Origin of the sequence: Kluyvera huaxiensis (assembly GCF_040149365.1) — a bacterium.
Classification (GTDB): domain Bacteria; phylum Pseudomonadota; class Gammaproteobacteria; order Enterobacterales; family Enterobacteriaceae; genus Kluyvera; species Kluyvera intermedia_A.
Window position 1 is genome coordinate 1 of sequence record NZ_JBEFLV010000035.1, and the last position, 24,017, is coordinate 24,017.

The window sequence follows — 24,017 nt, forward strand, 5'->3', positions numbered from 1 at the left end:
ACGCCCCCGACCATCAAGGCCGAGGGCGGTTAAAATATCAAAAACCCGCTATCCGGTTAACCGTCATGCTGCTCCGCTTAAGTGAACGGCATTGCAGCCTAAGCTGGGTCTTTAGCCCCATAACGGGACCAGGTGTGATGATAAGTAGATTTATTGAGACGCGTACTTGCTTTGAAGCATCTCTAGTCGTTTCTGCTCATTTTCACCGAATGACTCTGAATCATATAACGCCTTTCCATCAGGGCCGTCGAGTCTCACCACTTCTACAGTGAAAACAGCATCGTCGGGAGCTTCAACTTTCCCCCAGTCGGAAAACATGTTTGGTAAAAGAGGCCAATCAGCTTTTTCATTTGGCTCAAGTCCACCGGGAATGGAATAGTTAAAAGTATCTACAAGCCAAGGAATTGTACGACCCGGTGAAGCAATCGTCCCTTTGAAGTAGGCTCTGGATATTGGACTAGCGGTATTGTTCGCGACACTAAGTTCAATGACGGGGCGAGGTCCACCGAACTCCTGCTTCTGAAAATAGAAACGTGATTTGGTCACTACGAATTTCTGTAACGACTCCTTCGCCTTTTGAGCTGCATCTTTTTTCTGTTGTAACTCGGTAATTTCCTGAAGAGCCTGTTGCTGTTCTTTTTTAGCTCGCTCCGCCTGAATAGCTTTCGCCTCGTTAATTATCTCTTCCCCGGTTTTACCATTCAGAACTTCCTTAACCTTTTCCGCTTGCTGAGTTGCAACCGCGTCACCATTCCCAGAGAAAGCACCGGCCATAAGAGCTTTCATGTCGACGCTATTCATCATTATTGTCGATGTCGCCTCACTAAACTCTTGTCTTTTATCCTCCGGCAGAGACTCTTTCACCTTCTGAAGCGATGTTTTCATCGTTTCATCCGTCGATGTATCTACCTTTGGTTTATCGCAGCCAGAAAGAAGTAATGCCAAACCACACGCAAATATCAGTTTCTTCACTTTCATCCCCTTGGGCACTATGGTTTTTCTTCATGATAGCCAAGAGCCATTCAGATGTAACCAAATATAACGAACACTATTTTTTTGCAAAGCGTCCGCCAATAGCCCCATCATCTCTGATAGCCCTAATGATGCCCTCAGATACATATTGTTTCATACGTTCAGCTAGCGCTCTGGCGGCCCCGTCACCGCCTCCATTGGAGCTTGCAGAAGCATTACCTTTGTTATCAACGTAAATATCCACGTTGATTTGAGGCCCATCACCGCCCCCACCTTGCGCCCTTACCCCCAACCGTCCTGCGGAATCACGCGTAAGAGGCATAATCGCCTCGGCACCGGCTTCAGCAAAAACACCACCTTTGGCGAACTTTGATGCGCCCTGGAAGGTGAAATACTGCGGGGAATCATAAACGCCATTCACGTACTGACTGAGGCCTGATGATTCATACACACCACCTTTAGCATTGAACGTCATCCCAGAAGCTGCGCTCGCGTACGCACCGCCAGGAGTTGAACCGCCACCAGCACTGCCACTAATCCAACCCATGGCAGCCTGCACCGCATAGGCAACCATAAGTCGGTTAGTAACCTCGAGGATCATCTTCAGCATGGATTTGCCAAACTCTTTAACCGATGCGGTGCCGGTTGTCATAAGCTCGGTGAGCATGTCAGATAGGCCGGTTAACGTTGAGCTTGCAACGTTCTTAACGGCATCGTATGTATTTGTTGCTGCATCCAGATACTCATTCCAGCCACTCAGTGCGCCGGCTTTCCAGTCACCCCGGAGCTTATCTTCTTCTGCGTAATAGTTGCGAAGCGCCGCTAACTCCTCCTGATAGCCCGCATCCTCCAGCTTTCCACCGCCATTCAGCCATCCCTGACGTAGCTGAGCTTCCTCCGTCATACGCTGTGCCACTCGGCTACTCAGGCCGGATCCACTCCGAAGTGCCTCAGTCTTTTCAGCCATCTGGGTTGCGTATTTATTGGCTTGTTGTGCCAGGCCGTTAATCTTCTGCTGAGTCTCAACTTCCTTGTTCTTTTGATCTACCACCCTGGCAGCATTCAGAATGGCCTCACGGCTCGACAGGAGTGATTTTTCCTGCAATGTCAGCGCACGGGATTTGGCCGCATTATCCAGTTCTGCGAAACGTGATTGCTGTTTAGTGAACTCTGTATTCCTGACCTGCGTTTCACCAGTCTGCCTCAGTGTTTCAAGAGTCTCTGTTAGTGTCCTGGCCTGGGCGCGATAGCTCTCCAGCGTACGATCGCCTGCATCCAAAGTCGCCTTTGTCTCTCTGGTCTTTTTGGCCGAGTCCTCAGCTAGCTTCGATACTGCATTTTTCGATTCACGACTGGTTCCACCTTCACCAGAGACTCCAGCCCCTCTGGCTTCAGCTTCGTAGTTAGCCTGGGCGTTAGGTGCAGTAATGCGTTTCCACAATTCGTCGTAGCGTTTTTTATTGGCTTCGATTTCTTTGTCAGCATCAGCACCAACCTTTTTCATAGCCTCAACATCCATGCCGAGGAAATTAGCGAGTGCACCGCCACCCGGTATCTTTTCTGCCCAGCCAGCAACAGTTCCCGTGAACTTGGCATCAAGTGAAGTGATGTTGAGGAATAAATCTTTTATCGAGGCCTCGACCAGGTCGAAGATATCAATAACCTGGTTTCCCCAAGCCCGAACGGTAATGCCAATATCTCTGAAGTTATCTGAGGCGCTTTTTTTCAGGGAATCCCAGACTCTGCCGATGTTATCAGTTGCCTTGTTCGTTTCTTCGGCGCGCTTGGTCATAACGTCAGCGTAAAGCTGAATGGCCTCCGCAACAGCAGCCTCTTCCCCCTTCTGCTTACGCAACTGAATGATGTGTTTCATCATGGCCTCATCAACGAAACCATACTGCTCATTCAGGCTCGCCAGGCCTTTGACGGGGTCACTGACTATCTTACCGAAGTCAGACATCGCCGCTTTTGTATCGCTGCCAGCCTTCCCCATCAGGGTGATGGACGTGGCGATCAGCTTCATCTGACCGGCAGTGTACTTACCAGTGTCATTCAGCGTAACCAGTGTATCGACGGTGGAGCTGATGGATGTGTTCGTCTTACCGGCCACCTCTTCAGCGGCCTGGCTTAGTAGCTGCATTGAGGCGAAACCGGCACCGCCCATCATAATGACGGACCGTGCCACTTGGTCGAACTGCTCCGATGAACTGTATGCGGCAGCAGCTAGTAGGCCAACGGTGGTAATCAGTCCGCCAAGCGCAATCGTCGTTGGATTTATCAGCCCAGCCATACTGCGGATGTATTCGCCGACGCCGGACAGCGCCCCCTTAACCGAACCGAACTGGTCTTTAATCTGCCCACCCTGCTGGAGCAGGATTAGAAACGGTGACTGCCCACCAGCCAGCTGTGTCGCAATATCAGTGAACTGCGCCGGGAGTGTGCGCATGGCTGCGTTGTACTGACCAACAGATATACCGGCACGTCGTGCAGCCGTCTCCTGACGGGAGAGAGCCTCAGGTAATACATCAGCCACGCCTGAAAGCCGTTCACGTGTCTGATTAAGAACCGTATTAAAGTGCTCGAACTGGTCACCATTGATACGGCCCGCTTCGAAATGGGCGATCAACTGTGAATATTGCTCATCCAGCGAGTTAAATGCACGAGTGGTCGGGTCGATGGATCCCAGCAGGTTTTTCAGTGCTGCCGATTGTTTCTCAGCAGCCTGGGTAGCCGCTAGTTCTGCCTGAGCACGAGCAGCGGCTTCGCCGGTATCCGCAAGCTTTAAACGTGTATCATCCAGAATTTTGTTGTAGTGCTGAAAGTCATCGGTATCCAGAAAACCTTTGGTCTGGAAACTGCGCAGCGCGGACTGCTGCTCATCAAGGCGGTTCAGCGCCTTGTTTACCGGATCGATATTCTCCAGCAGGCCTCTAAGCGCAGCCTGCTGTTCTTTGATTCCCTCACTTCCCTGCTTGGCCGATTCACCACCAGCACGAAATACACTATTCAGATCATCAGCTTTATCTACAGCACCAGCCGCAGCCAGGCCTAACTTTTCCAGCTCATTACTGGCTGTTTTAAGGTCGGCAACATCAGCCCGCAAAGTAATCGAGGCGATCTGGTCAGCCATTATGTCGTCTCCTTATGCATCACTTTGAGAGCCTCGCGCTCCATAATCTGGATATCAGCCATACAGGCCGCTGCATCCTCAACCCTATACGCCTGAAACATCCAGGGGAGTACGTTGTAATCAAGACCGGTCGCTCCACTTGGGCCAACACGCCATTGAGTCGTGAGTGCGGAGAAAATGGTGAAGGCTTGCCAGACTGACGGCAGGATCCCCATTTCTTCCTCCACATCCTCAGGCGTTAAACCAAAAGCACTCAACTCCGCGACAGTTGGTCCCGGCGTATACAGCGCTGCAGCGACCTGTCTCAGTTTTTTTCGCGGATGCCCATCAACTCTTTTGTGTAGGCCAGACCGATACTGTCGAACGCGCGCGGATAGTTTTGAAGGAGGACGATCACGTTATCTCGCGTGAAATCATCAGGCAGCGCCCAGCCATCAACAATGTCCATGAGGTAATCGGCCTGCGGCTCAGTGAGGTTTTTTTTACCTTCAGCGGCTTTTTGCATCTTCTCGTCCATAGCGCGCAGTTCCTCGAGCGTCTTATGACGGAAGGTGAAGGTCAGCTTGCCGTCTTCAGTACCGGCGCGCGGGATGCTGGCAATTGCGGAGAAGGTTGGGTTTGGGATCAGGGAGAATTGGGTCATTTCGGTTCCTTAGAAAAAAAGAAACCCGCCGGAGCGGGTATTAGTTAATGCCGGGCAGATACATCTGGACTTCGTCAGCAGCACGCTCCCGGACTGAATGCAGGAGTTGTTTGCGCCCACCAATACCCCACTTAGCCATCTGACTGGCACACTGGCTAATTGCTTTGGTTTCAGTGTTGATGATGTGGTCGATTTTGTTCAGGCGGGACATCGCATCAAAGCCTTTGCGAATCACCATCTGAAACGTTTGGTAGACTTTGATTTCAAACTCTACGTTAAGCCATGCGGCATAGCGAATGGCCACCAACTCAAGCCCCCAAATACCAGGTTGAGTACCGCCCTTAATGACTTTGACCGAAGCTATTTTCGTAGCTTTGGTCAGTTCGCTCACGAATCGCTTAATCTGGACACTTTTGAGAAAGTTACTGGGACGCTGAGATTCAGTGGCTTTTCCTTCAGCCACCGCTGCGGCATGGAGATCATTGAGGTTGTACCGGCCTTCATCATCAACACGGACGGAGACCCCATTCACTGAAACGGTTGGGTGATTCATTGTGTGTACCTTTTAAAAAGCGAACCTGTTCACACAGAAAAGCCGCCCCAAGAGGCCCACCGGCACTAACGGCAGTTCTCAGGAACGCTTTCTGAAAGGTTCTTGGTTAGAGAGCGCGTGTGAAGGCGCAGTTTGAAAAGATGGGCAATGCGAATACAGAAAATTCGCCAGCGGTACTCATTGCGAAATAAAGCCCGGCGAACCGGGCCTGATTGGTTAGCTGACAGCGACGGCGCATGCCGCCGAGGTAAGGGTCTTGCCTGCGGCATCGGTAACTTCGCAGGTATAGGAACCTGCGTCGCCGGATGCGACTGAAGCAATGTTGAAAGTTGAGGCCGTTTTGCCCGGGATTGCTGTGCTGCCTTTCTTCCACACGTAGGTGTAAGGCGCAGATCCGCCCTGCATAACAACGGCCAGATCCAGTGCATCGCCAGTCGCAAGTGTTTTCGTCGTTGGCAGGTCAGTCAGGAATGCCAGCGGCACAGCGGAGGAATCAGCGATCGGGTAAATCTGCATATCCGATTCAAAGTTCATACGCGCTTCGTTGCTTTCTACGGCGTTGATTTCGGTCTTTGGTACCTTCTGGAATGAGACTTTCGCAGAATAGTAGCGGTCTGCCTTGCCGCGCTGGTTGTGGAACCAGATTGCGGTGGTATCACTGGACTCATCCAGTTCAATCAGCCGCTTGTAGATAGCCAGCAGAGGGTCGTGCGCGAAGGTGTAAACCTGTACCACCGCATTCTTAAATGTTGGAATGGTACGAGCCTTGTCGTCCTCCAGGAACTGCACGCTGATGGTCTGTTGGTCGCCGCCTTCCGTGGACAGAGTCATAACCTGCGGCATGGTGATCCACGAATCAATTTTACGCAGTGTGCCCGCGCCGGTGCCTGCCGGAAACTTCGTAGTGTCTGTGGTATCGAATGCTTCCAACACAATCTTGGTGCTGGTTACAGACTTCACGCGCAGCACCATGTTATCGAGCTTCAACCAGCCAGAGTTAACCTGGACAACATCACCCGCCAGAATCCCGGCAGCCGACGCAACGGTCAGTTCGCATTCCGTCGCATTGGATGCCGCAGTGAAAGTAATCGGCGCAAGATAGGCCTTGGCCACGTTTACACGCGACCCGTTAGGGATTGCGAATGCCATTGCATTCTCCTGAATTTAGGTAATAAAAAACCAGCCGAGTGGCGGGTCAGTAATCAGCGCGGTACTGCATGCTGACGGGACTTGTGTAAGTGATGGAGCCACTACTGCCATTTGGTGCGGATGTCGGGCGATCCTGTATCGGCTGGCGCACCTGAGGAGGCCCATTGATATATACAGCCAGGTCGCCATCCACCAGCGCAAGCCCTTCAGGAAACGCATCAGAGACAGACTTAGCCAGCCCTCTGGCCTGAGTGACGCCACTGCCTGTTGGGGCGATGATATTGAGCTGGAGAATGCCCTGGTAGGTTCGCATTTCTCCAGCCAGATCTTGTCCAACCGTTTGAGCAGGTAACACGTAAACGCGCCCATAAGGCGCATTATCCGGTGGAGTAAAGGGGATATTGGGCCAGGCCACTGGCAGGCCAAGCGAAGAACAAATAACCGCGACCCGACTCTCCAGCAACTCAGTAATCCGCATTGACTGATCAGCGGCCATTGCGCACCTCGCTCATTGCCTCACGGAACAGCTGCGCGGCATCCAGCGCAGTGATGCCCACCATGCCGCCTGGCGCCTGTCCAGAATGTCCGTTCTCCAGGGCTACGGAATAAGGCAGGTTGTTGGTGAAGTAAATCGAATTGACCTGCCCCACCCTGAAAACCTCCAGCACCGCCACGCCTCGGGAGTTCGAACCCTGGCCTGAAGCGTCTGGTGTATCGTTGGATTGGGTCGGCTGGCTGTCAAAACCCACATACCAGTTGTTTTTGAATCGTCCGCCGACGTAACCCTCAGGCTTTTTGATGCCCATCGAGTCGTTGACGCGCAGGCCGCGCTTAAGCCGTCCTGATTTGGTCAGGTTGGTCGGGTCATCACGCAGAGTCGCGTTATGCTCCCGCACCGCAGTGTTATACGCAGACGCAGTCTGGTTCACTTCCCATACTTCCGGCTGGCCTACGGGTGACATATCTACCAAGCGCCCGAGGATTTTTATGCCTGTCCGGCGCACCACTTCGTCCATCTCCTGCTTAGAACTATCAACGAACAACTGAATGGCTGCCAGGAATGGCTGGTTTTCAGAGCTAGCCATAGTTATGCCCTCAACTGGATGTTGTAGGAGATAAGCACATCAGCAGGCTTAACCGGATTCGGCTGCACTACCCGCCACTTTTTGCCGTCAATCTCGATGCGGTCATCGATACGCACTTCCGTTTCGGCAGTGGCTGCCAGTTTCTTATCGCCAGTGGCAATTAGGGAGCCATCGATTTCGCGGGAGGAATACTCGGTAATGACACCGGTAACACTGGCAGTAACAAATGGAGTCGTGGCCTCTTTCCCAAACTGATCACGGATAGTGCCGCCACCGCGGGTCAACTGATAGACCTTTCCATTCTCTGTCAGGAGTCTCGTCGCCGTCGCACGCATGCGTAGATAGTTGATAGCCATATCATCCCCTTTCCATTCGAATCTGATGGCTACCCACCACTAACCCACGCAGCGCAGAGTAGAACCATGGAAACGCCGGGGCCGCATTACTCGTTCCGGGTTCGTACTGAACAGTCACCGCGCCTTCCACTCGCTCCATCGTCACGGCGCCACCACCAGCAACCGAAGGTGTGAGGTCAATTCCCAGGGACTCGACCGCCAGACGACATTGCGCATCAACCAGACGTTGCGGGATTACGTCATTGGGCAAATTAACGCCATCAAAACGCACTCCCGCTCTCGGCCACGATAGTGGTTGTGAGGAACTGGAACGCTGACCACGCCATGACCTTCCCTCCAGATAATCCATCGCCTGCATTAGCATCTGGCCGCATTCGGTATCATCGGCGGGCACGGCATAACCACGCGCTGCTGCAAAGGTTCGCAAATCAGCCAGGCTTGCGTAGGTGTTGAAGTCAGGTGAATGGGGATTTGCTACGAGCATGATTAGTCCCCCAGATGCCAGCCCAGTGCCTGCCAGTTCTCAACTTCATCAGGATGGACATCAGCGGTTGTGGGGGCACCGGGGAAAGGCTGGGCGTCCGTAACCATTGCCACCAGAACTGCCTGCTTCTGCTCAATAATGTTCTGCGAACCCTGCCCAACAGCAAGTCTTTCAGCCTCACGCTGAGCACGTTGTTCTTTCGTCAGACCAGCCATAAATCCTCCATTATAAAAGGGGGCAGAGCCCCCTGATGGTTAACCCAACAGCAAAACAGAGTGCTCTGTTTTGACTGGCGCGACGCCCCATGACAAACCGACTTCGTAGCGCACCTGGCGGTATTGACGATACAGAGCCACCTGGTAAGTGATGCCAGAAACCGGATCTGTAACGTTCATCACATCATCTGCGGTATCACCGCCTTGAGGCATGGCCGGAGTACGGGATGCCAGCAGGAATGCATTGCGATCAAACGCCATGTTGGCAGTGAAGGAGTCAACGGCGGTAATTTCGGTATTATCTGGCAATGCCTGACGCAGGCCTGGAGAAGCCAGGGTAATAACCGTGGCGGTAGCGGCGGAGATCAGGTACTTATTGCTATCACCAGCAAACGTAACAACATCACCAGATGCAAAAGCACCTGTGCCAGTATCAATCGAAATCAGGACGTCGCCTTCCTCTTTTGGACCATTCGCCAGATAACCTGCAGCAGCTGAAACCGCACGTTTTTTTACATGCGCTGATTCGTGGATATTGAAGCCTTCGAGACGACCTACAATGCCCTCTCGCAGCAGCGAATCGGTACCAGACTCGTTAACCTTAAACAGGACCGACTGCTTTCCGCGAAGGTTAGCAATGGCTGAAGAACCAAGGACCATCTGTAAATCAGTCGTTGGCGAACCGTTGTCAGACAGAACCTGACGCGCATTGGCCGCATCAGATAAATCGCCAGCGGTACCGAATGGGGCTTTGCCGGCAGTGCCGACAGCACGTGAGGAGGCGTAATACAAGGCGGCGAGATCGGCATCCATCTCATTAGCCAGCGCGCGGAATGCCTGCTTAAACTGATCGGCCAGGATGGTGTTATATGTACCTGCGGGGCCAAGCGCCAGCTGTTCTTCACCGTTCCATTTGACCGGCGCCATTTTGGACTTGGTGATCTTAACTTCGATGTTACCGATATTCTGGTTGCCATCATCTGGTGCAGTAGCACCGGGTTCAATATCAACCGTCGTTGCCGGCGGTGCGACCGGCGCCGTGACAGATTGCCCCTTCGCTGCCGCATCAGCTTTCGCATTACGTGATACAGAGGGAATAAACCCGACCTGTTCGCGAGATACGGTATCCAGAGCCGTGAAGATAGTCGGGATCAACCCGGTAAGTGTGTTTCCAGCCATATTTATGGTTTCCTTCGAGATGAAAAATTAGGGTTGGTTGAGCTATCCAGCTCTGATACCAGCCGCCATCCGGCCACTGGTAAAGGGGTTAGTCGACGATGGTGATACCATCTTTGAGGGTCGATTGTTGCTCTACCGGACTCAGACTGGTGAACGCGTCACGCTTCATGGTTTTTTGACCGGCAGTGTGTTGGGTCTGGCGTGAACCGGTCCCCTGATTACCGCTTGCTTTCAGGATGTGGTCTTTCTGAGGGTACTGCTCCACCATGAATTCCAGCGCCTCATCAAACGAAGCCAGTTCGCCAGGTTTAGAGCGGGAATAAATCTTGTTGCCGGCGCCGTCGTAGGCGACGACTTTGCCATCCTCAACTTTGAACGACTGACCGAAACGGGCCTGAAGCATATCTGATGGGATGGCCACTTTATCTGCGATGAACTTCGAACCGGAGAATCGCCCGCCAATCATTTCCTGGTAAAGCTGACCTTCGAGCGTCGTTGCTCGCTGAGTGGCCTCATCAAGCTGGCTCTGGAATGATTTAGTGATATCTGCTTTGACCTGGTCAACCGCACCCGCATCGAGCAGCTTTTTCTGGTCGATTTTGGTCATCATCTCCAGCGCTTCAATCGCCTTAGCCGGGTCACCAATTTTGGCAAATTTAGCCAGGTTGGCTTCAGCGGACTCTTTCGCTTCACGGTGAGATTTTGCTTCACCATTCAAAGCAGAAATCTTTCCAACGGCCTGAACAGCATCAAAGCCAACTTCCTGCCCATCCTCATGGACGTAGATGGGCAGACCACCAGCATCAACTTCCGCATACTGTTTGCCGTTCACTTCTACTGTCTTCAGTTTCATGTTTATACCTTTTCGAGGTCATCCGACCGTTGCACCACTCGCCATCCGGCTTATGGCAATAAAAAAGGCCGCCCGAAGGCAGCCTGAGATTAATGTGGGTTGTGTTATTCAAATGCAGCAGCGTCCAGTCGTCGTAGTGCATCCAGAGTGAGAAACTCGCCGGCATCATTGAACATTTCCGGGACCGTGATTTTCCCCTCTCGCAGCATCTGAGCCCGGGTAACGCCAAGCACCTGTTCCTGCCGTGCATAGGGCTGCCGGGTTAGCCAGTCGGCATAACTGGTACTGGCAGGCACCTGGCCGTCCATCGAGGCACGAGTGGCTCCACTCAACTCATTATGAGGAATGTTTAACTCAGCCCACGACTTAGTAAGCAGTATTTCGCCGGAGCGACAGCAGAAGTGGATTTTTCCGGGTCCACGTAGATACGGAACCACATGCCCCAACGGCTTACCATCGAGTGAGTAGAGCTTGCGGTCGCGAATAATGCACCACTGACTGGTGTGCGTGTCGAGCGTAGACGACCACTGTTTGGCCTTCACGATATCGCTATTGGCCAGGGCGAAGTCCTGCCGCGCAGAGGCAGCCATGTGGTTAACCGCCGTGCGCGCCACCACTGCCAGGTCGCGGCGAGAAGCGTTAATCACCCCATCCTCACGGTTGCGCTGCGGTGTGCCCGCCACGCGCCTGACAATCTGCTCGACCGTTTCACCCTGGAGGAACCCGGAGCGAACGGCATTGGTAATCTTGTCCAGTCGGTCAGATTCGAGTTTCTTCCCCCACTCCTTCAGCAAACGCCCCTGGAATGGCTGCGCCACAGCCGCGGCATAGACCTGCTCAGATGCAATACTCTGGAGTGGAACGTGCTGGAGAATCTGCCTGGGGATGATGCTGCTGAACAGGTCCAACTGATACCCGGCCTCATATTCAACGTAGCGCGTCAGTTCGCGCACCAGCGCAGCATTGACCGGCTCGTAGGCCTGTTGGTTGAGGACGCGCACACCAGCCATGAGAGATGCCAGTCGACGGGCGCTGTAAGTATCCGCACGTTTGCCGTCCAGCAGCACCTGCAACTTTGCAGCCAGTTCTACATCCATCTTATTCAGCAGCGCCACCATGCGCCGACCGACACCGGTACCGTAGCGCGTCACATACAGGCCATGCGCTATCGTCTCATCCTGGAGCCTGTCATTGACGGAGCGGGCCATGTCACACCTCGTCTATCGTTCTGGTATCCAGAGAGGATGATTCAGCCAGTAACTCGTCCAGAACCTTCTCCGGGTCCGCGTCTGCATCAATCAGATTAAGCTTCTGAAGAGCCCTAATCGCATCAATACGGCGAAGGTCGCCGCCCTGACGTAACGACTGAATTGCCAGAGCCGCTGGCGGGTTGAATTCCTTCGACTCAACATCAAGCTCGGTGCGAACATCGACGTTACCGCCCTCCGATTCCCCAATGTACTCAGCCATAATTTGCAGAATGTTGTCTATCGCATCTTCCAGGCTGGTTGCCATGGTGTAGAGCGGTGACTGCTCCTGCATCTTCTCTTCAGAAGTCTGGTCTACTGACTTCGTCGATGTGTTATCGGTTCGCAGCAGCTTCGCGCCCGCCTGGCGCATTTGCTCTACCAGTTCGGTCAGAGACTCTTTACCCGAACTGATTGAAGTACCAGTGTGTTCAACGTATTCAAGCCCCTGTTTCTGACGGTCAGAGAACTGAGTTGCAGACGATGAACCGATAACCAGTTCCTGTCCCTCCTCCAGACCAAATACCGTCAGCAATGGAACACGCGCCACGTGCAGAATGTTGTCCTGCTCACTCTGACTCTGCCAGTGCTTAACATTCAGTAGTGCCATGTTCAGCAGTGGAGGCAATCCGCACATGAATCCGGTACGTTTGGTGTAGAGCGTGACCAGAGTGATGTCCTTCCGGGATGTCTCCCACTCCTCGTACACTGCCCAGTTCGCACTTCCATCGGAACCCGTGGACTTGCGGTAAATCTGAACCTTCCCGGGGGTCAGCAGCCTGATTTGTTCGACCTTTGTCTGGCCAAAGTCATCGCCGTCCTCGACGACTACTTCTTTGATTCGCAACTCAGTCAGCGCAACCTTGCCGGCTGTCATCTTCGACTTCCAGCCAATCACCTGACGTGGGTTCAACATCGTTGCGTAAGGGCGCGCGCCGGAGGCTTTTTCATCAGCCCTGGTTTTCACCTGCTCAGTATCTACTCGGGGATAGTCCACCAGAGCATGTGAAAGACCATACTGCATCGCGAGACCAAAGAATGACTGTGCCCAGACGTCAAGCCGGGTACCTTCCAGGTCAAAGTTTTTCGCGTGTTCTTTCAACTGGTCAGGGACGTTTTCGCCCAACTGAATAGGCTCAGCAAATACTCGACCGACGTTCTGGTTGATTGTTTCTTCGTATGCAGGAAGGAGCGTGGCCACAGCCAGGCGCTTCTGGTAGTCCTCTTTATCTTCCTTCGGCCAGCGCGGGAGATATGACTCCCTGAGCTGGCGCATATACAACGTACCGCCCATCAGGGCATCGTTAATGTCCCATGCCTGCACCATGTTCCCATAGTCCAGATTGGGTGTTGAAATATCAGGCATGGGGTTAGAGCCTCAGGTTGGTGACTTTGCCGACTTTCTTTGGCGGTGAATGCAATACGGCGTAGCGAGTGCCATCCCAGTCGTGGTCTTCCTGCTGGGTGTCTACATCGTCAGGATTTTTACTATCGCGAACGAGTACTGGAACACGACTAATCCAGCCTCGACAGTAATCGAACACGTAAAACGCGGGTTTCTCAGGCATACCCGATTCCAGCTTCCTGCCCTCAACGACGGCCTCCAGCATGTCAGCGAATAACGCAGCTCCGTTCACTCGTGATCCGGGTTTCTTATTGGATGGCACCCACTTAACACCGTGTGATTCCATCTTTTGGGCTATGGAGAGTTCATCATCGCCGGTGTTGTAAATAGCGCCGTCAGCAGGTCCAGGGACAACCTTTTTGCAGATGCCGGGCATGATATTGAGCTGCCCTTGAGTAACCCCGTTGAGCTTTATTTCTTCGGGTTCAGCTGGTTCTTCGCCCATCAGCCGTTTATCTACCCACGCAACGCCCTTCGCGACGTTCGTCGAAGACATATTCAGCCCCTTATTGAGTTCGTCCGGAGGGCAGCCATACCACTCGCCAATCAGGATCAAAGACCCAGGTGGTGGGCAGAACTGACGACCATCCGGCAGCACTGCTGCAGTTCCATCAGCGCGAGCCCACCAGAGGTTCGAGAACGGCTTCGATTCGCCCCAGTCATGCGAACGGTCAACCGTCCAGCTATCCGGGATGCGGAACGGCTTAATGACATGTAAGGATGCATTCCACAGATGGTCAAAGCGCCCACCACTTGTCACATCCCATGAGCCTTCTACCCACGCTTTACGGCGGTTTGGGTCTTTGATGGCCATCAGGGTTGCGATGTACTGCGGATCGAGATACGGGTTTTCTTTAAACGAACCGTGGATGGCTACGCGAGTAAGCGTCACATCCTCTTCTCGTTCGGTCTGAGGGTTGAACACCCTTTGTGTTTCGCGAATGATGGTGCCGCGCGGTGCCGGCTCAATGAAACGCTTCTTCACCCATGTATGACCGATGCCAAATGGGTTGGTCGTGCTGAACGTCTCCAGAGGGATCGGCTTAAGCAGCGAACCATCATCACGTGGGTAGTTCTCCGGACGGAACGATGAACGCCGACAGGAGAACATCATTTCGTAGAACTCAGGCGACTGCTGTTTAGTCAGCTCGTTGAATCCGATGAACGGGAATTCCTGACCGTGGTAGTCCCAGTAATCTCCCTCTTCTTTTCCGAATCGGAATAGGAGCTCTTCGCCAGTCGGCCACACCCAGCGCAGTTCAGATGCTGACGCCAGATAGCGTGCGCCGTCGTTAAACAGGCGGTACATACGCTTTGACTGGGTGATGATGTCGGTGAGGTTCTTATACTCGGTATCGAAAATGACGCCTCGCCAAAACGAGCCATAACCCAAGCCGACAAGGCGACGGAAGCGCGCCAACTGCGCAGCAGTCTTACCCGGGCCGCGCGTCCCCTCGTAAAGGATTTCGTTACATGGGCAGCTCAGGGAGAGAGATTGCGAACCAGGGAGCGGTTTCCAGACGGCTTTGTAATTCATCCACCAAGGACCTCGCTCTGCTGTTTCTGTGCCGCTTCTTCCCAATCATCCACGTTATCGCAGCTAGGAACTGGCATGATGCTGTGGGTTGCGCTGACCTTCTGCTCTATTTGTTCTTTGAAAGCCTGCACACGAACGTGCTTACCCAACAATTCGAGGTTCTTTACTTTATCAGGCCACTTAATCTTTTTGAGGATGGTCTCTGCCGTCTCTTCGTTGAAGTTCAGAATGGTTGTGCTGATATCCAGCCCCGTGAGTGTCGTTCGCCAGGCTTTAGGCCATAAGCTGATTTGCTTCAGACTGCCGTCGTCGTTCAGGATGTCCAGAACGTCCATCTGGTCGATCTCAACTAAGCGCCGGAGCACATAATCAGCATCAATGCCCACATCTTCGTTGCGCTTCGCTTTGAGTTCGGCGATTCTGTTTTGGATGTCAACTTTTGACAAGTTCTGGGCGGCTATGCGGTTTGCAGTTTTGACGCTGTACCCCGCCCGAATAGCCGCTTGCGTGGCGTTTAAATCGATGAGGTACTCGCGACAGAACATTTCTTGCTTGTCGGTGAGCACCATAATTATCTCTATGTAATGTAAGGGAAAATGACATGCCACTCACTATTATGAACCCATTTTTCAACAAGCCACTTGAGGAATGTCCAGATGGTACGTCATTAAAAGGAGTGACTTTTGAGACCAGAGAAGAGGCTTTTAAGTTTCTCCAAGAGCATGGAGCCAATCCTGTTGAACTCAGGGACGCTGATAGCAATTAACACGCAACCCCAACTTCACTGATAGTGCATCTAGCCTGAAAAGCTTTTACCAATCTAGACACTATTGATTCTTTGGAAATGCCCAGTATGGGCTGCCCTCACAATAGGGCAGGAATAGTCATGCCAATAAAAAACCACCCGAAGGTGGTTATGAAAATCATACGCTCCAAAATAATCAATCTTGCAGCGTATTTACTACACTACGCAGGTCATTTTTAAGCTGCTTCGTTATGATTTCAATATTAGTATCAAACCAACTTGTATCCTGATCAGAAAACTCATAGCCAGGTGAAATGAGTCCAAGCATGCCCTTCTTCGATTCTAACGGGGAACGGCCTTCCACCCCTTTCGTTATGGCAAGCACTTGATAAGGAAGATAGCTCAAATCCTCCTTGGTCATACCGGTTCTAGACGCCACTTCAGCAACACACGTCATGATTGTGTCACTACAAACTTTTGCTTCAGTGATTGCAGTACTAATAATAACAATGCTAATCCTGTCTAAATCCTTCTGGTCAACATAATTTCCTGCCATAGAATTTCTGAATGTAAGTGACATTACTTCCATCCAATGAGCTATGTACTTCCTTATCTTCGCAGATGCGATATTGCGTCTGAATAGTTTGAACATCAAATTCTCCATTTTATGAGAACTAATATTTTAACCCAAAGATAACAAAGCCAAAAGTCCAGTGATCACCTCTGTTAAAAACCTCACTGTTACGAGTCTCTGCCTACGTTCTGTCCGTGAACCTTCCACGCTATGTTATACACTTGAACGTCACGCTTGATTTGCTTGTCCATGACGTCAGTATCGCGGTCAGTAAGATTGATGGGCTTTATCCAGTAGCAACTCGCAACCAACATCGACATCATGGATAGGGTTAACCATGATATATAGGTGGTTTAAAAGGAAGCTATTAAGCCCTATGTGGTGTATGGTAATTAACCAATCACTGGGACAACCATCATGTCGATACTCAAAGATATTAAGATGCGTGCTTTACGGCCTGTGAAGAGTACCTGCCCATACTGTTCGCGTCAGTCAATGCACAGCCTCTCGAAAATAAAAAACAACATAACGTTAGTCTGTCCCCACTGCGGCAATAACTACCTTCCTTCTGAAAGTAAGCCGATTAAGTAACCAATGGATTTAAAAGCCCACTACATTCATTATTTCAACGCTTAGTAAACTAACCGCTTCATTTCTTTATCCTCATAATTTGAAACAGGATGGCTCATAGCCTTGCAACGGTTTACGTCTTTCGCCGGAGTCATGCTTCAAACACAGTAACTGGATATAGTAAGGAAACATCAGTGAAAGCAACCTCAACAGCCCCCACTGAATCACATTGATTTGATTATTACAGCAGCTATAGTGTCCATGAGATTATGTCCTGGATGAAGAGGCGGGATTTTTCTCAACCCAGTTTCCTAACTCATCCTTTACAACCTCAATAAATTCATCAGCATCCGCCAATGTACCGCCTTCATCTTCCCATTCATTTAATGAATTTAGCCACTCTTCCTGCGTCAAAACCTTCCCTGTTTTAGAGCTACGTAGAAAAATAGTCATACTGCGACCTCCACCACAAATGTATCCACCTACATTATAGGAGAGTATGTTCTGCAGCTGTCTAGCATCAGAAATTACTGACCTAAATGTCCTCTTTTCTCTTCGATTTCCCTTATCCCCACTAACTGGTTATTTGCCTTCTCAATGGTCGCCAGTAACGGGTTAATCCACAGAACAGCCTGGCAGTATGTTATTGTGCCGGCGGCAGCGGCGCTATCACCGGCTGCGTCAGCGTTCCCGGAATCGGCGTGCATTGCGCTGGCACGTAAACGGTTCGCGTAGTTGAGCAACCCACCAGCGACATCAGCAGGAACAGGCAGATCACAGTTTTTTTCACGTCGTAGAATCTCCCGGTATTCGATGACTATTTTCTCGGCGCCGGCATCTATCAGTGAGTTCAGGCGGCCGGCGTTCTCTGCTACCTGGTTAAATCGGTTGAAGTTGAAAGTCTGCGTGGTTATTACCGTCGCCTGTAATGCGTTGTCGCTGCGCAGTACCCGGTTGTCACTCTCGGACTTGTTCAGCACGGCATTGCTGCGAGTAAGCAGTACACAGAGCACCGAGATGATGATGACTGCTGCCATCCCAGCGACAACAAGGACTTTGTTCACTGCTCTATCCCCCAGCACGTCAACGCGCTTTCCTGGTCCCGTCGTTCTACCTGCCCATAGCAGCCATTCTTCTGGCCTTTGGTCAGGCGGCAATCGCGGCCACCGTCTTTAATCCACCAGCGGATAGCTTCACAAGCGCCTTTCGCGTCGCCGGCGTTCATGCGCCTGTAGAACGTTGACGGGTAGCATTTACCCGGCCCGATGTTGTAGGGACAGAACGACGCAATGCCGACCTTCTGCGGTTCAGTCAGCGGTACCTTGATATTGCGGTCAACCCACGCCAGAGCCTTGTCACGCTCAATGGCGTTAACCCTCTTACATTGCGCTTCGGTGGCGGTTTGGCCTTTCACAACTCGTTTACCGTCGATTACTGTGACGCCGTGGCATAGCGACCAGATACCACCGGGATCGACAACGGCCACCAGCGCGTTACCTTCTTTCTCACTCATGAACTGGTCAAACAATTCAGGGGCTGTTGCTCCAGCAGCAAGAAGGGCAAGCATTGCGGCGCTAAATTTTGCCTTGTTGCCCATCATTCACCTGCCTTTTGCAGAGCATCAACGACAACACTGGCTGCTGCTGGTCTCTCGTGATGCGGCTTGTCGCTAACACCGTTCAAATAGTCATTGACCATTTTGGTGCGCTTCTCGTCCTCTTTATGCTTCCGCCTGGCATCAATGCGACCGTTTATGTATGACGCCAGTGATATAAGCAGACCTACAGCACCAAAGAACATGTAAATAACGTCCTGGGTGGTAAAGCCCAGCGCTGCTGCAAGGGTCCCTACCCACGCAAAAAATTGCGTGAAGATATTCCCGGAATCGTTCATTTTCATAGTCTCTCACCTCGCTGCATGGCGGGTGCTGTGTGTTTTAAAGGGGGTCAGGCTCTCGGGTCTATATAACGGCAACACGAAGTGAAGGTTCCCGGAGCCTGAAAAAGAAAAAGGCCGCCAATCGGCAGCCCTTAGAAATGAAAAAGCCCCGCACGATGGCGAGGCCTTAAAACTTATTTACTGCCAGTGCATACAACAATGGCACAATATCAGATTTACACGAAATATATGCCAATTAGTTCATTTCTGCAATACCCTGCTGATAATTTGCTGCCTTTTGTTGTGAACGTGATCGCGAAACATGATGTAGAGCATTGGAGTCCAGCCCCTTATACAAGCTGACCATTGCATCATAATGCTCCACGTAATTCTGGGACCAGTTCGTTTTATTCACGCCCACCAGCGCAGCCAGATCGCCATACTGATAGACATCACGCCCAGCTAACTCCGCCTTCACATCCTGCGCAGCAAGCCAGATAAGCTGGTGTAACCGGTCTATGGTCTTCTTCGCTATCCGCTTGCCTTTCATCTGCTGGCTGAACTGATCCCAAGCCCAGCATGTTATGGCGACCTGATGATCCCAGTTAGTGTTCTCACTGTAGTTCCACAGCAGCCAAGCTTTATGATGTTCTTCGAGTGAGAGCAACGCGCGGCGCCATGATGCGGTTGCAAACTCTACCGGCTGAACCAGCGGGATATGAGAGCCTTTGGCATGCGACTGCTTGCCGGGGATTGGTGGGTTATCCAGCGTCTCCCATTTTTCGTTCTCTTCGTCCCATACTCGCAGCTTTTTCCGTTTAAACGTGCCAGTGTCGAACTGTGCATCCTCCAGCCAGGCCATTAACTGCCCTTTTGTTGCCCCACTGAAATCAGCCGTGGCCACCATCAGCTGCTGGCGCACGTATTCGAGGTATTGAGTTTTCATACTGCACCGCCCATGGTCTTCACGTAATTTTTCAGTATCCGGTAGTCCGTCAGGATTGAACCTGCGAAACGGTATAAACGCATCCGCTGCCAGCGAACGCGGAGGTGATCGGCAAAATAGGATTCGAATGTCATGCGGCCTCCCTGCTTTTAATTAACTCACGACGCAAAGCGCTGTAGCGCTTTCTGATGGCTTCGAGTTCTTCAATCGTGTAACGATGCGGGGCGTTGTTGTTTTCGAGCGCTTCGACGCGCTCAGCGCCGATTTTCACAATCAGATAGATGCGGTATTGCTGCTGATTGGCAGAGAGGGCAACGTTACAGTGGTGGCACTGCTTGTGGATATTGTCTTCGTTGTAGCGGAGGTGTGACGCCTTCCCGCGTGAGCGGTAGTGGCCGGCTTCCCACTGGACGGTATCGAAAGTGTTGCAGCTGATGCATGGCAGATCGGCATCACGTTCACGGATGTAGTCGTTGACGACCCGTTGGGTTAAATCCTCCCAGTGCTTTAGCGGCTTAACTGCGGCTTTGCGCTGGCGCCAGGCCGCTCGTTCTTTTTTCTCGGCCGCGCGCTGTTTGGCTAACTCGTTGCGCTGCGCGTCTTCGCGGGCTTTTCTAGTCTGCTCCTTGCTATATGCGCTGGCGCACTCGTAACCGCATACGGTCTGGGTGTCCCGCGTCGGGTGGAACCACTGGCGGCATTCTTTGTTGGCGCACTTGCGGCGGGGTTTCTTTTTCAGAATGGCAGGCATTGTTGTCCACCTCCCTGGATGATGTGCGCTTCATGGCGGTGAGCATTCAGGCGGCTATTCCAGTGGGCTTTACGGATGATGGCAGCCTGTTCTTCCTGTAGGGCCGGCTCGCGAATGGCTTTTCCTTTCCGATTTTTGTCCTCCCGGATGATGTCACCATTCACATGTAGCGCCTGGCATAGCGGGCAATAATCGCGGGTTTCCATTCCCCCCGCCTTTCCTGAGAAGAAGATATTGCCGTGCCACGTCCCGCACTCACCGCACATCGGTGCGTCGCAGGTGAAGATTCCTCGGGCATTGCTGAGATGATGGTTCTCGTCCTCATCAGCATCCCAGCCGATGATCCCATCGCATAGCAGGGTTGCAGGTTTTCCGCAGAACAGGCATTTCGCTGATTTAGCCATGCTCACCCCCACGCCTTGCTTTGCCACACACAGCTCGGGCGCGGTGCTTTATCGCCTTCCGGCAACTGCGCGCTGATAGTCCAGGTGATGTTGTCACGGTTCAGGCTGCGCTCGACTTTCACGCCACGGCGCCTGTAGTTGGCCACCAACTCGTCGGCCTGCTCGGTGGTGCAATCGGTATGTTGGAACCAACTGTATTTCATCGGCATCATCCCCCGAAGCTCATCAGCTGGGCGGCGGCGTTCTCGGCCTCCTGCTGCGTTCGGAAAGTGCGGGACAATATCCAGCGCCAGAGAACATCGAGCGCAGCCTTGTACAACTGCTGGAATTCGATTTCGTCCATGTTTGAGAAGGAAATGCTGCGGGGATGCTTACGCAAGGTGTCATCAGGCAGCCGGATAGCATCGTAATGCCCTGCTTCAACGGTTACCCAGGCGCGGTAAGCGTCAAAGGATTTGCACAGACTGATGCCATTGGTAACGCGACGGCTAGCAATCTGCTCCAGATACTGTTCAGCAGCATCCAGCAGCGCGCTTTCATTGCCGCCATAAGAAGACAGGAATTTGGCATACCCGGTCACCAGTTTGCGTTCGTTCGATGAAATGGCGCCGCCGGTTGGCTCCCAATATTCAAAGCCAAGATTTAGAAGTGCAAAGAACCGGCGATGAAATGCCGGATTGCGGACTTGCTTGAACTCAGCAACCAGAACGGCACCGAGCTTGATTTTTGATTGCAGAATATCGCTGGTCTCGGGCGTCGCCGGGATCAGGATTTCAGAGGACTGCTTGATTAGTTGTAACTGCGCCATGGTGTTCTCCGTGGCGCATAAGGCTGTCAGTTGTTCAGGCTAACACTGACATTATGTACAGGTGATAATGGGAAATCAATGTAAAAACCCGCCGCAGCAGAGTGGGTTACTTCTTGGCAGCTTTTCCCCTCCACCGCTTCCAAAATCCATACTCTTGCCTGATATTGTTCTCCTTTGTAACCACTCCGTATTTGGTCGTCGGAGGGTTCGCAATAATGCTATCCAGTGATTCCCCGGCATCAAGGCGTGCGTAAATTTTGTAATCTGCGGCTTCCGGGTTCCTTGGTTCTTTTTTTCCAACACTCATGACCACTCCCATTGCTCAAAAACATCAGCTTTCGCCACACACTCCCCGGCTAGTATAAGAATCATCTCAGCCTATTGCGAAGGGGGATAGTTCAGACCTCAGTTTGTTTTGACTGACTATGCACGAACAAACTTAGGCAAATCCCTTAAAAATCGCATAGCAGATTACCCCCGCTACAGCCAAGATGGTCACCGCTACCACTGCAACCCTGAATATATTCCATAGTGCCTTCAAAACAGGAATAAAAGCCGCTACCTTTTCAGCAGGTGGCAAACGAGTTCCATGTTCCCTCTCCCACTCAGATAGCCAAATAGTGTGCTCTCTCATCCATGATACCGCATGCGCATAGACAGCAAATCCGACCCCGAGACCGACAACCACTGATGCAAGATTGATGCAGTAGTAAAGGAGTTGAGATTTGATAAAAAATGGATTGAAGCTATCAGCTATCGCGCCAAACAAGATACCGACATACAGAATCAGAACTGCCCCATACTTTTCAAAAGCGAGAGTAGTTACGTAGCTAAAACGCATCCCCCCCTCCTATAACAAGTTATGTAACTTTTATTTTCACCAAAAAATCAATGTATATCATACATAAATGAACTATTTTGACTATCATACCCCGACAATCTATTTACCCAAATATGGGGGCGTTATGAAAAAACTCGTACTCATCGCACTCTTCACATTCAGCACAGGCTCTTTTGCCCAAGAAGAATTCTTTTACCAGTGCGATGATGGAACCAAAGCCCATCAGTATCTTGATGAAAATGACAAGGCAGTAATGGATTTTCACGGCGTAAAAACGACTTACAGGGGGATCAATGCCGCCAGTGAGCTTAGCTATGTTGCAAGTGGCTACAGCCTGAGTTTGAAGCCTTTGACCGAAACCCGTTTCAACTTTGACTTGCTGGGGACAAAAACACATTACGCAACCAACTGCGAAGAAGTTAATTAATTGTTTTTCCACACTTAGTACTGAATTGCATCCCCCTTTCTGGGAAGGGGGAACTCATAGAGTTATTATTCAGCCATGCTAAAAAAGTGATGAGAATGATTTTTAGCGCTATGCCACCAGTTTTTTGGGTTCGTCCTTCACGAAGATGATCCGGTGAGTTTTATCGTTCTTACCAGTTTGCTGACCAATCGCCGGTTTCTCGTCAGAGGGACGCATATCAATCTGTAAGCAAATCCCAAAGCTTACAAACACCATATCCAACCAAAGCAACACCACCAGCAGCTAAGGCAACCGGAGCCGCAGCAGTTGCGACCGCGCTAGAGCTGACAATACCTACAATAGCGCTTGAACCAGATAATGTTGCAGTTGCTGCAACCGTACCCGTAGTTATGGCAGTGATTCCTCTAGCAACACCATTACCAGTAGTCACCGCACTAGGTGCAGTTGCAAGTAGACTTTTCAACACCACATTACCACTACCTGGGCTAAGAGCTGATTTGCTGAGTGCAGCAACTACGCCTTGTGTACTAGGATTTTTTGCAAGCTCACACACGCCCCTCAGGACCGGACCGTTAATATGTTGTGATGCCTTATACATCTGATATGCACGATAAGTGTTGTAGCCTGCACCAGCGATTTTCACTGTGCTTTTTACCTGCTCACTGCTAGCTGTTCCCGTAGCGCACCAGGTAGCAAAGTGCTCACAATTATTAAAAATGATATTATAATCATTCTCACCAATCCGAGACCGCGCTCTTTTTACAATCTCGATTGGAGTAAAGTACTCGCTAGGATTAGGATGCGTAATAATCGTTATTTTATCTCGACCAAGGCTAAATTTTTCAATCGTTGTTTCACAGATATTACCTTTGGAAAGTCCATTAGCTAACCCTGAATAATGAACAACATTACCATTACCGACATAAATGCCGTGGTGTGTATATCCAGTTCTACCCGATGACAAATGTGCGCCCAGTTGAATCATAACTTCGCCCCACAAGTTTAGTATTCTCTTGTGATCATTATACAACTACCGCTCTAAAATGACTTTCAATTCTTATCTATAAAACAATCGTTTTTTTGCAGTCCTGGTCAGGCCGTGATTTGTTGCGACTGACGCAACTCCGGCAGATAAGCCCTCACTATTACTTCATTTAACTAGCAGTACCTGGTGATGCTGCCAACTTACTGATTTAGTGTATGATGGTGTTTTTGAGGTGCTCCAGTGGCTTCTGTTTCTATCAGCTGTCCCTCCTGTTCAGCTA

34 protein-coding genes are annotated in these 24,017 nt (G+C 51.4%); 3 read left to right on the forward strand and 31 right to left on the reverse strand.

Annotated elements, in window-relative coordinates; all coding sequences use genetic code 11:
• Nucleotides 1-150: 150 nt before the first annotated feature.
• From ABOC97_RS22890 to ABOC97_RS22970, 17 genes are all read right to left on the reverse strand, one after another.
• Nucleotides 151-972, reverse strand: a complete 822-nt coding sequence (locus ABOC97_RS22890; protein ID WP_349602057.1) for a DUF6694 family lipoprotein — start codon at nucleotides 970-972, stop codon at nucleotides 151-153.
• Between the two features lie 76 nt (nucleotides 973-1,048).
• Nucleotides 1,049-4,102 (reverse strand): phage tail tape measure protein, encoded by a 3,054-nt coding sequence (locus ABOC97_RS22895; protein ID WP_349602059.1) that lies wholly within the window; start codon nucleotides 4,100-4,102, stop codon nucleotides 1,049-1,051.
• Nucleotides 4,102-4,359 carry a DUF1799 domain-containing protein gene (locus tag ABOC97_RS22900; protein ID WP_459253841.1) on the reverse strand — a complete coding sequence of 86 codons (258 nt, stop codon included), beginning with the start codon at nucleotides 4,357-4,359 and terminating at the stop codon, nucleotides 4,102-4,104. Before ABOC97_RS22900 ends, ABOC97_RS22895 begins: the two co-directional genes overlap by 1 nt.
• 47 nt (nucleotides 4,360-4,406) lie before the next feature.
• Nucleotides 4,407-4,745, reverse strand: coding sequence for a phage tail assembly chaperone (locus tag ABOC97_RS22905; RefSeq protein WP_349602061.1), 339 nt, complete (start codon nucleotides 4,743-4,745; stop codon nucleotides 4,407-4,409).
• 40 nt (nucleotides 4,746-4,785) lie between these two features.
• Nucleotides 4,786-5,298: a KilA-N domain-containing protein gene (locus ABOC97_RS22910; RefSeq protein WP_149330471.1), complete on the reverse strand. Its 513-nt coding sequence runs from the start codon at nucleotides 5,296-5,298 to the stop codon at nucleotides 4,786-4,788.
• A 216-nt stretch (nucleotides 5,299-5,514) separates the two neighbouring features.
• Complete coding sequence (locus ABOC97_RS22915) at nucleotides 5,515-6,447, reverse strand: phage tail tube protein (RefSeq protein WP_349602063.1); 933 nt, start codon at nucleotides 6,445-6,447, stop codon at nucleotides 5,515-5,517.
• A gap of 46 nt (nucleotides 6,448-6,493) precedes the next feature.
• Nucleotides 6,494-6,943: a phage tail terminator-like protein gene (locus ABOC97_RS22920; protein ID WP_349602065.1), complete on the reverse strand. Its 450-nt coding sequence runs from the start codon at nucleotides 6,941-6,943 to the stop codon at nucleotides 6,494-6,496.
• Complete coding sequence (locus ABOC97_RS22925; protein ID WP_349602067.1) at nucleotides 6,933-7,532, reverse strand: hypothetical protein; 600 nt, start codon at nucleotides 7,530-7,532, stop codon at nucleotides 6,933-6,935. The genes ABOC97_RS22920 and ABOC97_RS22925 overlap by 11 nt, the downstream gene beginning before the upstream one ends.
• 2 nt (nucleotides 7,533-7,534) lie before the next feature.
• Nucleotides 7,535-7,888, reverse strand: coding sequence for a hypothetical protein (locus ABOC97_RS22930; protein ID WP_349602069.1), 354 nt, complete (start codon nucleotides 7,886-7,888; stop codon nucleotides 7,535-7,537).
• A 1-nt stretch (nucleotide 7,889) separates the two neighbouring features.
• Nucleotides 7,890-8,372, reverse strand: coding sequence for a DnaT-like ssDNA-binding protein (locus ABOC97_RS22935; RefSeq protein ID WP_349602071.1), 483 nt, complete (start codon nucleotides 8,370-8,372; stop codon nucleotides 7,890-7,892).
• 2 nt (nucleotides 8,373-8,374) lie between these two features.
• Nucleotides 8,375-8,587, reverse strand: a complete 213-nt coding sequence (locus ABOC97_RS22940) for a hypothetical protein (RefSeq protein ID WP_349602073.1) — start codon at nucleotides 8,585-8,587, stop codon at nucleotides 8,375-8,377.
• A gap of 39 nt (nucleotides 8,588-8,626) precedes the next feature.
• Complete coding sequence (locus ABOC97_RS22945) at nucleotides 8,627-9,766, reverse strand: P22 coat - protein 5 family protein (protein WP_349602075.1); 1,140 nt, start codon at nucleotides 9,764-9,766, stop codon at nucleotides 8,627-8,629.
• Nucleotides 9,767-9,854: 88 nt separating this feature from the next.
• Nucleotides 9,855-10,619, reverse strand: a complete 765-nt coding sequence (locus tag ABOC97_RS22950) for a DUF6651 domain-containing protein (RefSeq protein WP_349602077.1) — start codon at nucleotides 10,617-10,619, stop codon at nucleotides 9,855-9,857.
• 104 nt (nucleotides 10,620-10,723) lie between these two features.
• Nucleotides 10,724-11,827: a structural protein gene (locus tag ABOC97_RS22955; protein WP_349602079.1), complete on the reverse strand. Its 1,104-nt coding sequence runs from the start codon at nucleotides 11,825-11,827 to the stop codon at nucleotides 10,724-10,726.
• Nucleotide 11,828: 1 nt separating this feature from the next.
• The gene (locus ABOC97_RS22960) at nucleotides 11,829-13,232 is read right to left on the reverse strand and encodes a DUF4055 domain-containing protein (protein WP_349602081.1); all 1,404 of its coding nucleotides are present in this window, start codon (nucleotides 13,230-13,232) and stop codon (nucleotides 11,829-11,831) included.
• Between the two features lie 4 nt (nucleotides 13,233-13,236).
• Nucleotides 13,237-14,808 (reverse strand): terminase, encoded by a 1,572-nt coding sequence (locus ABOC97_RS22965; protein ID WP_349602083.1) that lies wholly within the window; start codon nucleotides 14,806-14,808, stop codon nucleotides 13,237-13,239.
• Nucleotides 14,805-15,377 (reverse strand): terminase small subunit, encoded by a 573-nt coding sequence (locus tag ABOC97_RS22970; RefSeq protein WP_349602085.1) that lies wholly within the window; start codon nucleotides 15,375-15,377, stop codon nucleotides 14,805-14,807. The genes ABOC97_RS22965 and ABOC97_RS22970 overlap by 4 nt, the downstream gene beginning before the upstream one ends.
• 32 nt (nucleotides 15,378-15,409) lie before the next feature.
• On the opposite strand from ABOC97_RS22970, the gene ABOC97_RS22975 reads away from it, so the two are divergent.
• Nucleotides 15,410-15,574, forward strand: a complete 165-nt coding sequence (locus ABOC97_RS22975; protein ID WP_349602087.1) for a hypothetical protein — start codon at nucleotides 15,410-15,412, stop codon at nucleotides 15,572-15,574.
• A gap of 175 nt (nucleotides 15,575-15,749) precedes the next feature.
• Here ABOC97_RS22975 and ABOC97_RS22980 read toward each other — a convergent pair whose 3' ends face one another.
• The gene (locus ABOC97_RS22980; RefSeq protein ID WP_349602089.1) at nucleotides 15,750-16,205 is read right to left on the reverse strand and encodes a hypothetical protein; all 456 of its coding nucleotides are present in this window, start codon (nucleotides 16,203-16,205) and stop codon (nucleotides 15,750-15,752) included.
• Nucleotides 16,206-16,544: 339 nt separating this feature from the next.
• Between ABOC97_RS22980 and ABOC97_RS22985 the strand changes: the two genes are divergently transcribed.
• Entirely contained in the window at nucleotides 16,545-16,718 is a 174-nt protein-coding gene (locus ABOC97_RS22985) for a YnfU family zinc-binding protein (protein WP_349602091.1), read from the forward strand.
• A gap of 246 nt (nucleotides 16,719-16,964) precedes the next feature.
• Here ABOC97_RS22985 and ABOC97_RS22990 read toward each other — a convergent pair whose 3' ends face one another.
• The 12 genes from ABOC97_RS22990 to ABOC97_RS23045 all read right to left on the reverse strand — a co-directional run bounded on the left by ABOC97_RS22990 (nucleotide 16,965) and on the right by ABOC97_RS23045 (nucleotide 22,325).
• Complete coding sequence (locus ABOC97_RS22990; RefSeq protein ID WP_349602093.1) at nucleotides 16,965-17,150, reverse strand: hypothetical protein; 186 nt, start codon at nucleotides 17,148-17,150, stop codon at nucleotides 16,965-16,967.
• Between the two features lie 74 nt (nucleotides 17,151-17,224).
• Entirely contained in the window at nucleotides 17,225-17,734 is a 510-nt protein-coding gene (locus ABOC97_RS22995; RefSeq protein ID WP_349602115.1) for a hypothetical protein, read from the reverse strand.
• 23 nt (nucleotides 17,735-17,757) lie between these two features.
• Nucleotides 17,758-18,294, reverse strand: coding sequence for a lysozyme (locus tag ABOC97_RS23000; RefSeq protein WP_349602117.1), 537 nt, complete (start codon nucleotides 18,292-18,294; stop codon nucleotides 17,758-17,760).
• The gene (locus ABOC97_RS23005) at nucleotides 18,294-18,596 is read right to left on the reverse strand and encodes a hypothetical protein (RefSeq protein ID WP_349602095.1); all 303 of its coding nucleotides are present in this window, start codon (nucleotides 18,594-18,596) and stop codon (nucleotides 18,294-18,296) included. Before ABOC97_RS23005 ends, ABOC97_RS23000 begins: the two co-directional genes overlap by 1 nt.
• Nucleotides 18,597-18,831: 235 nt before the next feature.
• Nucleotides 18,832-19,521 (reverse strand): bacteriophage antitermination protein Q, encoded by a 690-nt coding sequence (locus ABOC97_RS23010; RefSeq protein WP_349602097.1) that lies wholly within the window; start codon nucleotides 19,519-19,521, stop codon nucleotides 18,832-18,834.
• Nucleotides 19,518-19,655: a YlcG family protein gene (locus ABOC97_RS23015; protein ID WP_322264448.1), complete on the reverse strand. Its 138-nt coding sequence runs from the start codon at nucleotides 19,653-19,655 to the stop codon at nucleotides 19,518-19,520. Before ABOC97_RS23015 ends, ABOC97_RS23010 begins: the two co-directional genes overlap by 4 nt.
• A complete protein-coding gene (locus tag ABOC97_RS23020; protein ID WP_349602119.1) occupies nucleotides 19,652-20,260 on the reverse strand; it encodes a recombination protein NinG in 609 nt (202 codons plus the stop codon). Before ABOC97_RS23020 ends, ABOC97_RS23015 begins: the two co-directional genes overlap by 4 nt.
• Complete coding sequence (locus tag ABOC97_RS23025; protein ID WP_349602099.1) at nucleotides 20,257-20,676, reverse strand: hypothetical protein; 420 nt, start codon at nucleotides 20,674-20,676, stop codon at nucleotides 20,257-20,259. Before ABOC97_RS23025 ends, ABOC97_RS23020 begins: the two co-directional genes overlap by 4 nt.
• A gap of 2 nt (nucleotides 20,677-20,678) precedes the next feature.
• The gene (locus ABOC97_RS23030) at nucleotides 20,679-20,885 is read right to left on the reverse strand and encodes a hypothetical protein (RefSeq protein ID WP_349602101.1); all 207 of its coding nucleotides are present in this window, start codon (nucleotides 20,883-20,885) and stop codon (nucleotides 20,679-20,681) included.
• Nucleotides 20,885-21,484 carry a DUF1367 family protein gene (locus ABOC97_RS23035; protein WP_349602103.1) on the reverse strand — a complete coding sequence of 200 codons (600 nt, stop codon included), beginning with the start codon at nucleotides 21,482-21,484 and terminating at the stop codon, nucleotides 20,885-20,887. The genes ABOC97_RS23030 and ABOC97_RS23035 overlap by 1 nt, the downstream gene beginning before the upstream one ends.
• 106 nt (nucleotides 21,485-21,590) lie before the next feature.
• The gene (locus ABOC97_RS23040) at nucleotides 21,591-21,791 is read right to left on the reverse strand and encodes a hypothetical protein (RefSeq protein WP_349602105.1); all 201 of its coding nucleotides are present in this window, start codon (nucleotides 21,789-21,791) and stop codon (nucleotides 21,591-21,593) included.
• Nucleotides 21,792-21,923: 132 nt separating this feature from the next.
• Nucleotides 21,924-22,325, reverse strand: coding sequence for a hypothetical protein (locus ABOC97_RS23045; RefSeq protein WP_349602107.1), 402 nt, complete (start codon nucleotides 22,323-22,325; stop codon nucleotides 21,924-21,926).
• Nucleotides 22,326-22,449: 124 nt separating this feature from the next.
• On the opposite strand from ABOC97_RS23045, the gene ABOC97_RS23050 reads away from it, so the two are divergent.
• The gene (locus ABOC97_RS23050) at nucleotides 22,450-22,752 is read left to right on the forward strand and encodes a hypothetical protein (RefSeq protein WP_349602109.1); all 303 of its coding nucleotides are present in this window, start codon (nucleotides 22,450-22,452) and stop codon (nucleotides 22,750-22,752) included.
• A gap of 217 nt (nucleotides 22,753-22,969) precedes the next feature.
• On the opposite strand, the gene ABOC97_RS23055 is transcribed toward ABOC97_RS23050, so the two are convergent.
• Nucleotides 22,970-23,737, reverse strand: a complete 768-nt coding sequence (locus ABOC97_RS23055; protein ID WP_349602111.1) for a lecithin retinol acyltransferase family protein — start codon at nucleotides 23,735-23,737, stop codon at nucleotides 22,970-22,972.
• Nucleotides 23,738-24,017 lie beyond the last annotated feature (280 nt).

Coding starts and splice junctions, on each gene's coding strand:
- ABOC97_RS22905 (WP_349602061.1), bottom strand. CDS start 4,745: ATGACCCAATTCTCCCTGATCCCAAACCCAACCTTCTCCGCAATTGCC.
- ABOC97_RS23010 (WP_349602097.1), bottom strand. CDS start 19,521: ATGAAAACTCAATACCTCGAATACGTGCGCCAGCAGCTGATGGTGGCC.
- ABOC97_RS23015 (WP_322264448.1), bottom strand. CDS start 19,655: ATGACATTCGAATCCTATTTTGCCGATCACCTCCGCGTTCGCTGGCAG.
- ABOC97_RS22955 (WP_349602079.1), bottom strand. CDS start 11,827: ATGGCCCGCTCCGTCAATGACAGGCTCCAGGATGAGACGATAGCGCAT.
- ABOC97_RS22895 (WP_349602059.1), bottom strand. CDS start 4,102: ATGGCTGACCAGATCGCCTCGATTACTTTGCGGGCTGATGTTGCCGAC.
- ABOC97_RS23035 (WP_349602103.1), bottom strand. CDS start 21,484: ATGGCGCAGTTACAACTAATCAAGCAGTCCTCTGAAATCCTGATCCCG.
- ABOC97_RS22925 (WP_349602067.1), bottom strand. CDS start 7,532: ATGGCTAGCTCTGAAAACCAGCCATTCCTGGCAGCCATTCAGTTGTTC.
- ABOC97_RS22935 (WP_349602071.1), bottom strand. CDS start 8,372: ATGCTCGTAGCAAATCCCCATTCACCTGACTTCAACACCTACGCAAGC.
- ABOC97_RS23050 (WP_349602109.1), top strand. CDS start 22,450: ATGAAAAAACTCGTACTCATCGCACTCTTCACATTCAGCACAGGCTCT.
- ABOC97_RS22915 (WP_349602063.1), bottom strand. CDS start 6,447: ATGGCATTCGCAATCCCTAACGGGTCGCGTGTAAACGTGGCCAAGGCC.
- ABOC97_RS22950 (WP_349602077.1), bottom strand. CDS start 10,619: ATGAAACTGAAGACAGTAGAAGTGAACGGCAAACAGTATGCGGAAGTT.
- ABOC97_RS23005 (WP_349602095.1), bottom strand. CDS start 18,596: ATGAAAATGAACGATTCCGGGAATATCTTCACGCAATTTTTTGCGTGG.
- ABOC97_RS22975 (WP_349602087.1), top strand. CDS start 15,410: ATGCCACTCACTATTATGAACCCATTTTTCAACAAGCCACTTGAGGAA.
- ABOC97_RS23030 (WP_349602101.1), bottom strand. CDS start 20,885: ATGCCGATGAAATACAGTTGGTTCCAACATACCGATTGCACCACCGAG.
- ABOC97_RS22965 (WP_349602083.1), bottom strand. CDS start 14,808: ATGAATTACAAAGCCGTCTGGAAACCGCTCCCTGGTTCGCAATCTCTC.
- ABOC97_RS22980 (WP_349602089.1), bottom strand. CDS start 16,205: ATGTTCAAACTATTCAGACGCAATATCGCATCTGCGAAGATAAGGAAG.
- ABOC97_RS23025 (WP_349602099.1), bottom strand. CDS start 20,676: ATGGCTAAATCAGCGAAATGCCTGTTCTGCGGAAAACCTGCAACCCTG.
- ABOC97_RS23000 (WP_349602117.1), bottom strand. CDS start 18,294: ATGGGCAACAAGGCAAAATTTAGCGCCGCAATGCTTGCCCTTCTTGCT.
- ABOC97_RS22940 (WP_349602073.1), bottom strand. CDS start 8,587: ATGGCTGGTCTGACGAAAGAACAACGTGCTCAGCGTGAGGCTGAAAGA.
- ABOC97_RS22920 (WP_349602065.1), bottom strand. CDS start 6,943: ATGGCCGCTGATCAGTCAATGCGGATTACTGAGTTGCTGGAGAGTCGG.
- ABOC97_RS23040 (WP_349602105.1), bottom strand. CDS start 21,791: ATGAGTGTTGGAAAAAAAGAACCAAGGAACCCGGAAGCCGCAGATTAC.
- ABOC97_RS22985 (WP_349602091.1), top strand. CDS start 16,545: ATGTCGATACTCAAAGATATTAAGATGCGTGCTTTACGGCCTGTGAAG.
- ABOC97_RS22995 (WP_349602115.1), bottom strand. CDS start 17,734: ATGGCAGCAGTCATCATCATCTCGGTGCTCTGTGTACTGCTTACTCGC.
- ABOC97_RS22930 (WP_349602069.1), bottom strand. CDS start 7,888: ATGGCTATCAACTATCTACGCATGCGTGCGACGGCGACGAGACTCCTG.
- ABOC97_RS22960 (WP_349602081.1), bottom strand. CDS start 13,232: ATGCCTGATATTTCAACACCCAATCTGGACTATGGGAACATGGTGCAG.
- ABOC97_RS22945 (WP_349602075.1), bottom strand. CDS start 9,766: ATGGCTGGAAACACACTTACCGGGTTGATCCCGACTATCTTCACGGCT.
- ABOC97_RS22990 (WP_349602093.1), bottom strand. CDS start 17,150: ATGACTATTTTTCTACGTAGCTCTAAAACAGGGAAGGTTTTGACGCAG.
- ABOC97_RS23045 (WP_349602107.1), bottom strand. CDS start 22,325: ATGCGTTTTAGCTACGTAACTACTCTCGCTTTTGAAAAGTATGGGGCA.
- ABOC97_RS22910 (WP_149330471.1), bottom strand. CDS start 5,298: ATGAATCACCCAACCGTTTCAGTGAATGGGGTCTCCGTCCGTGTTGAT.
- ABOC97_RS22970 (WP_349602085.1), bottom strand. CDS start 15,377: ATGGTGCTCACCGACAAGCAAGAAATGTTCTGTCGCGAGTACCTCATC.
- ABOC97_RS23055 (WP_349602111.1), bottom strand. CDS start 23,737: ATGATTCAACTGGGCGCACATTTGTCATCGGGTAGAACTGGATATACA.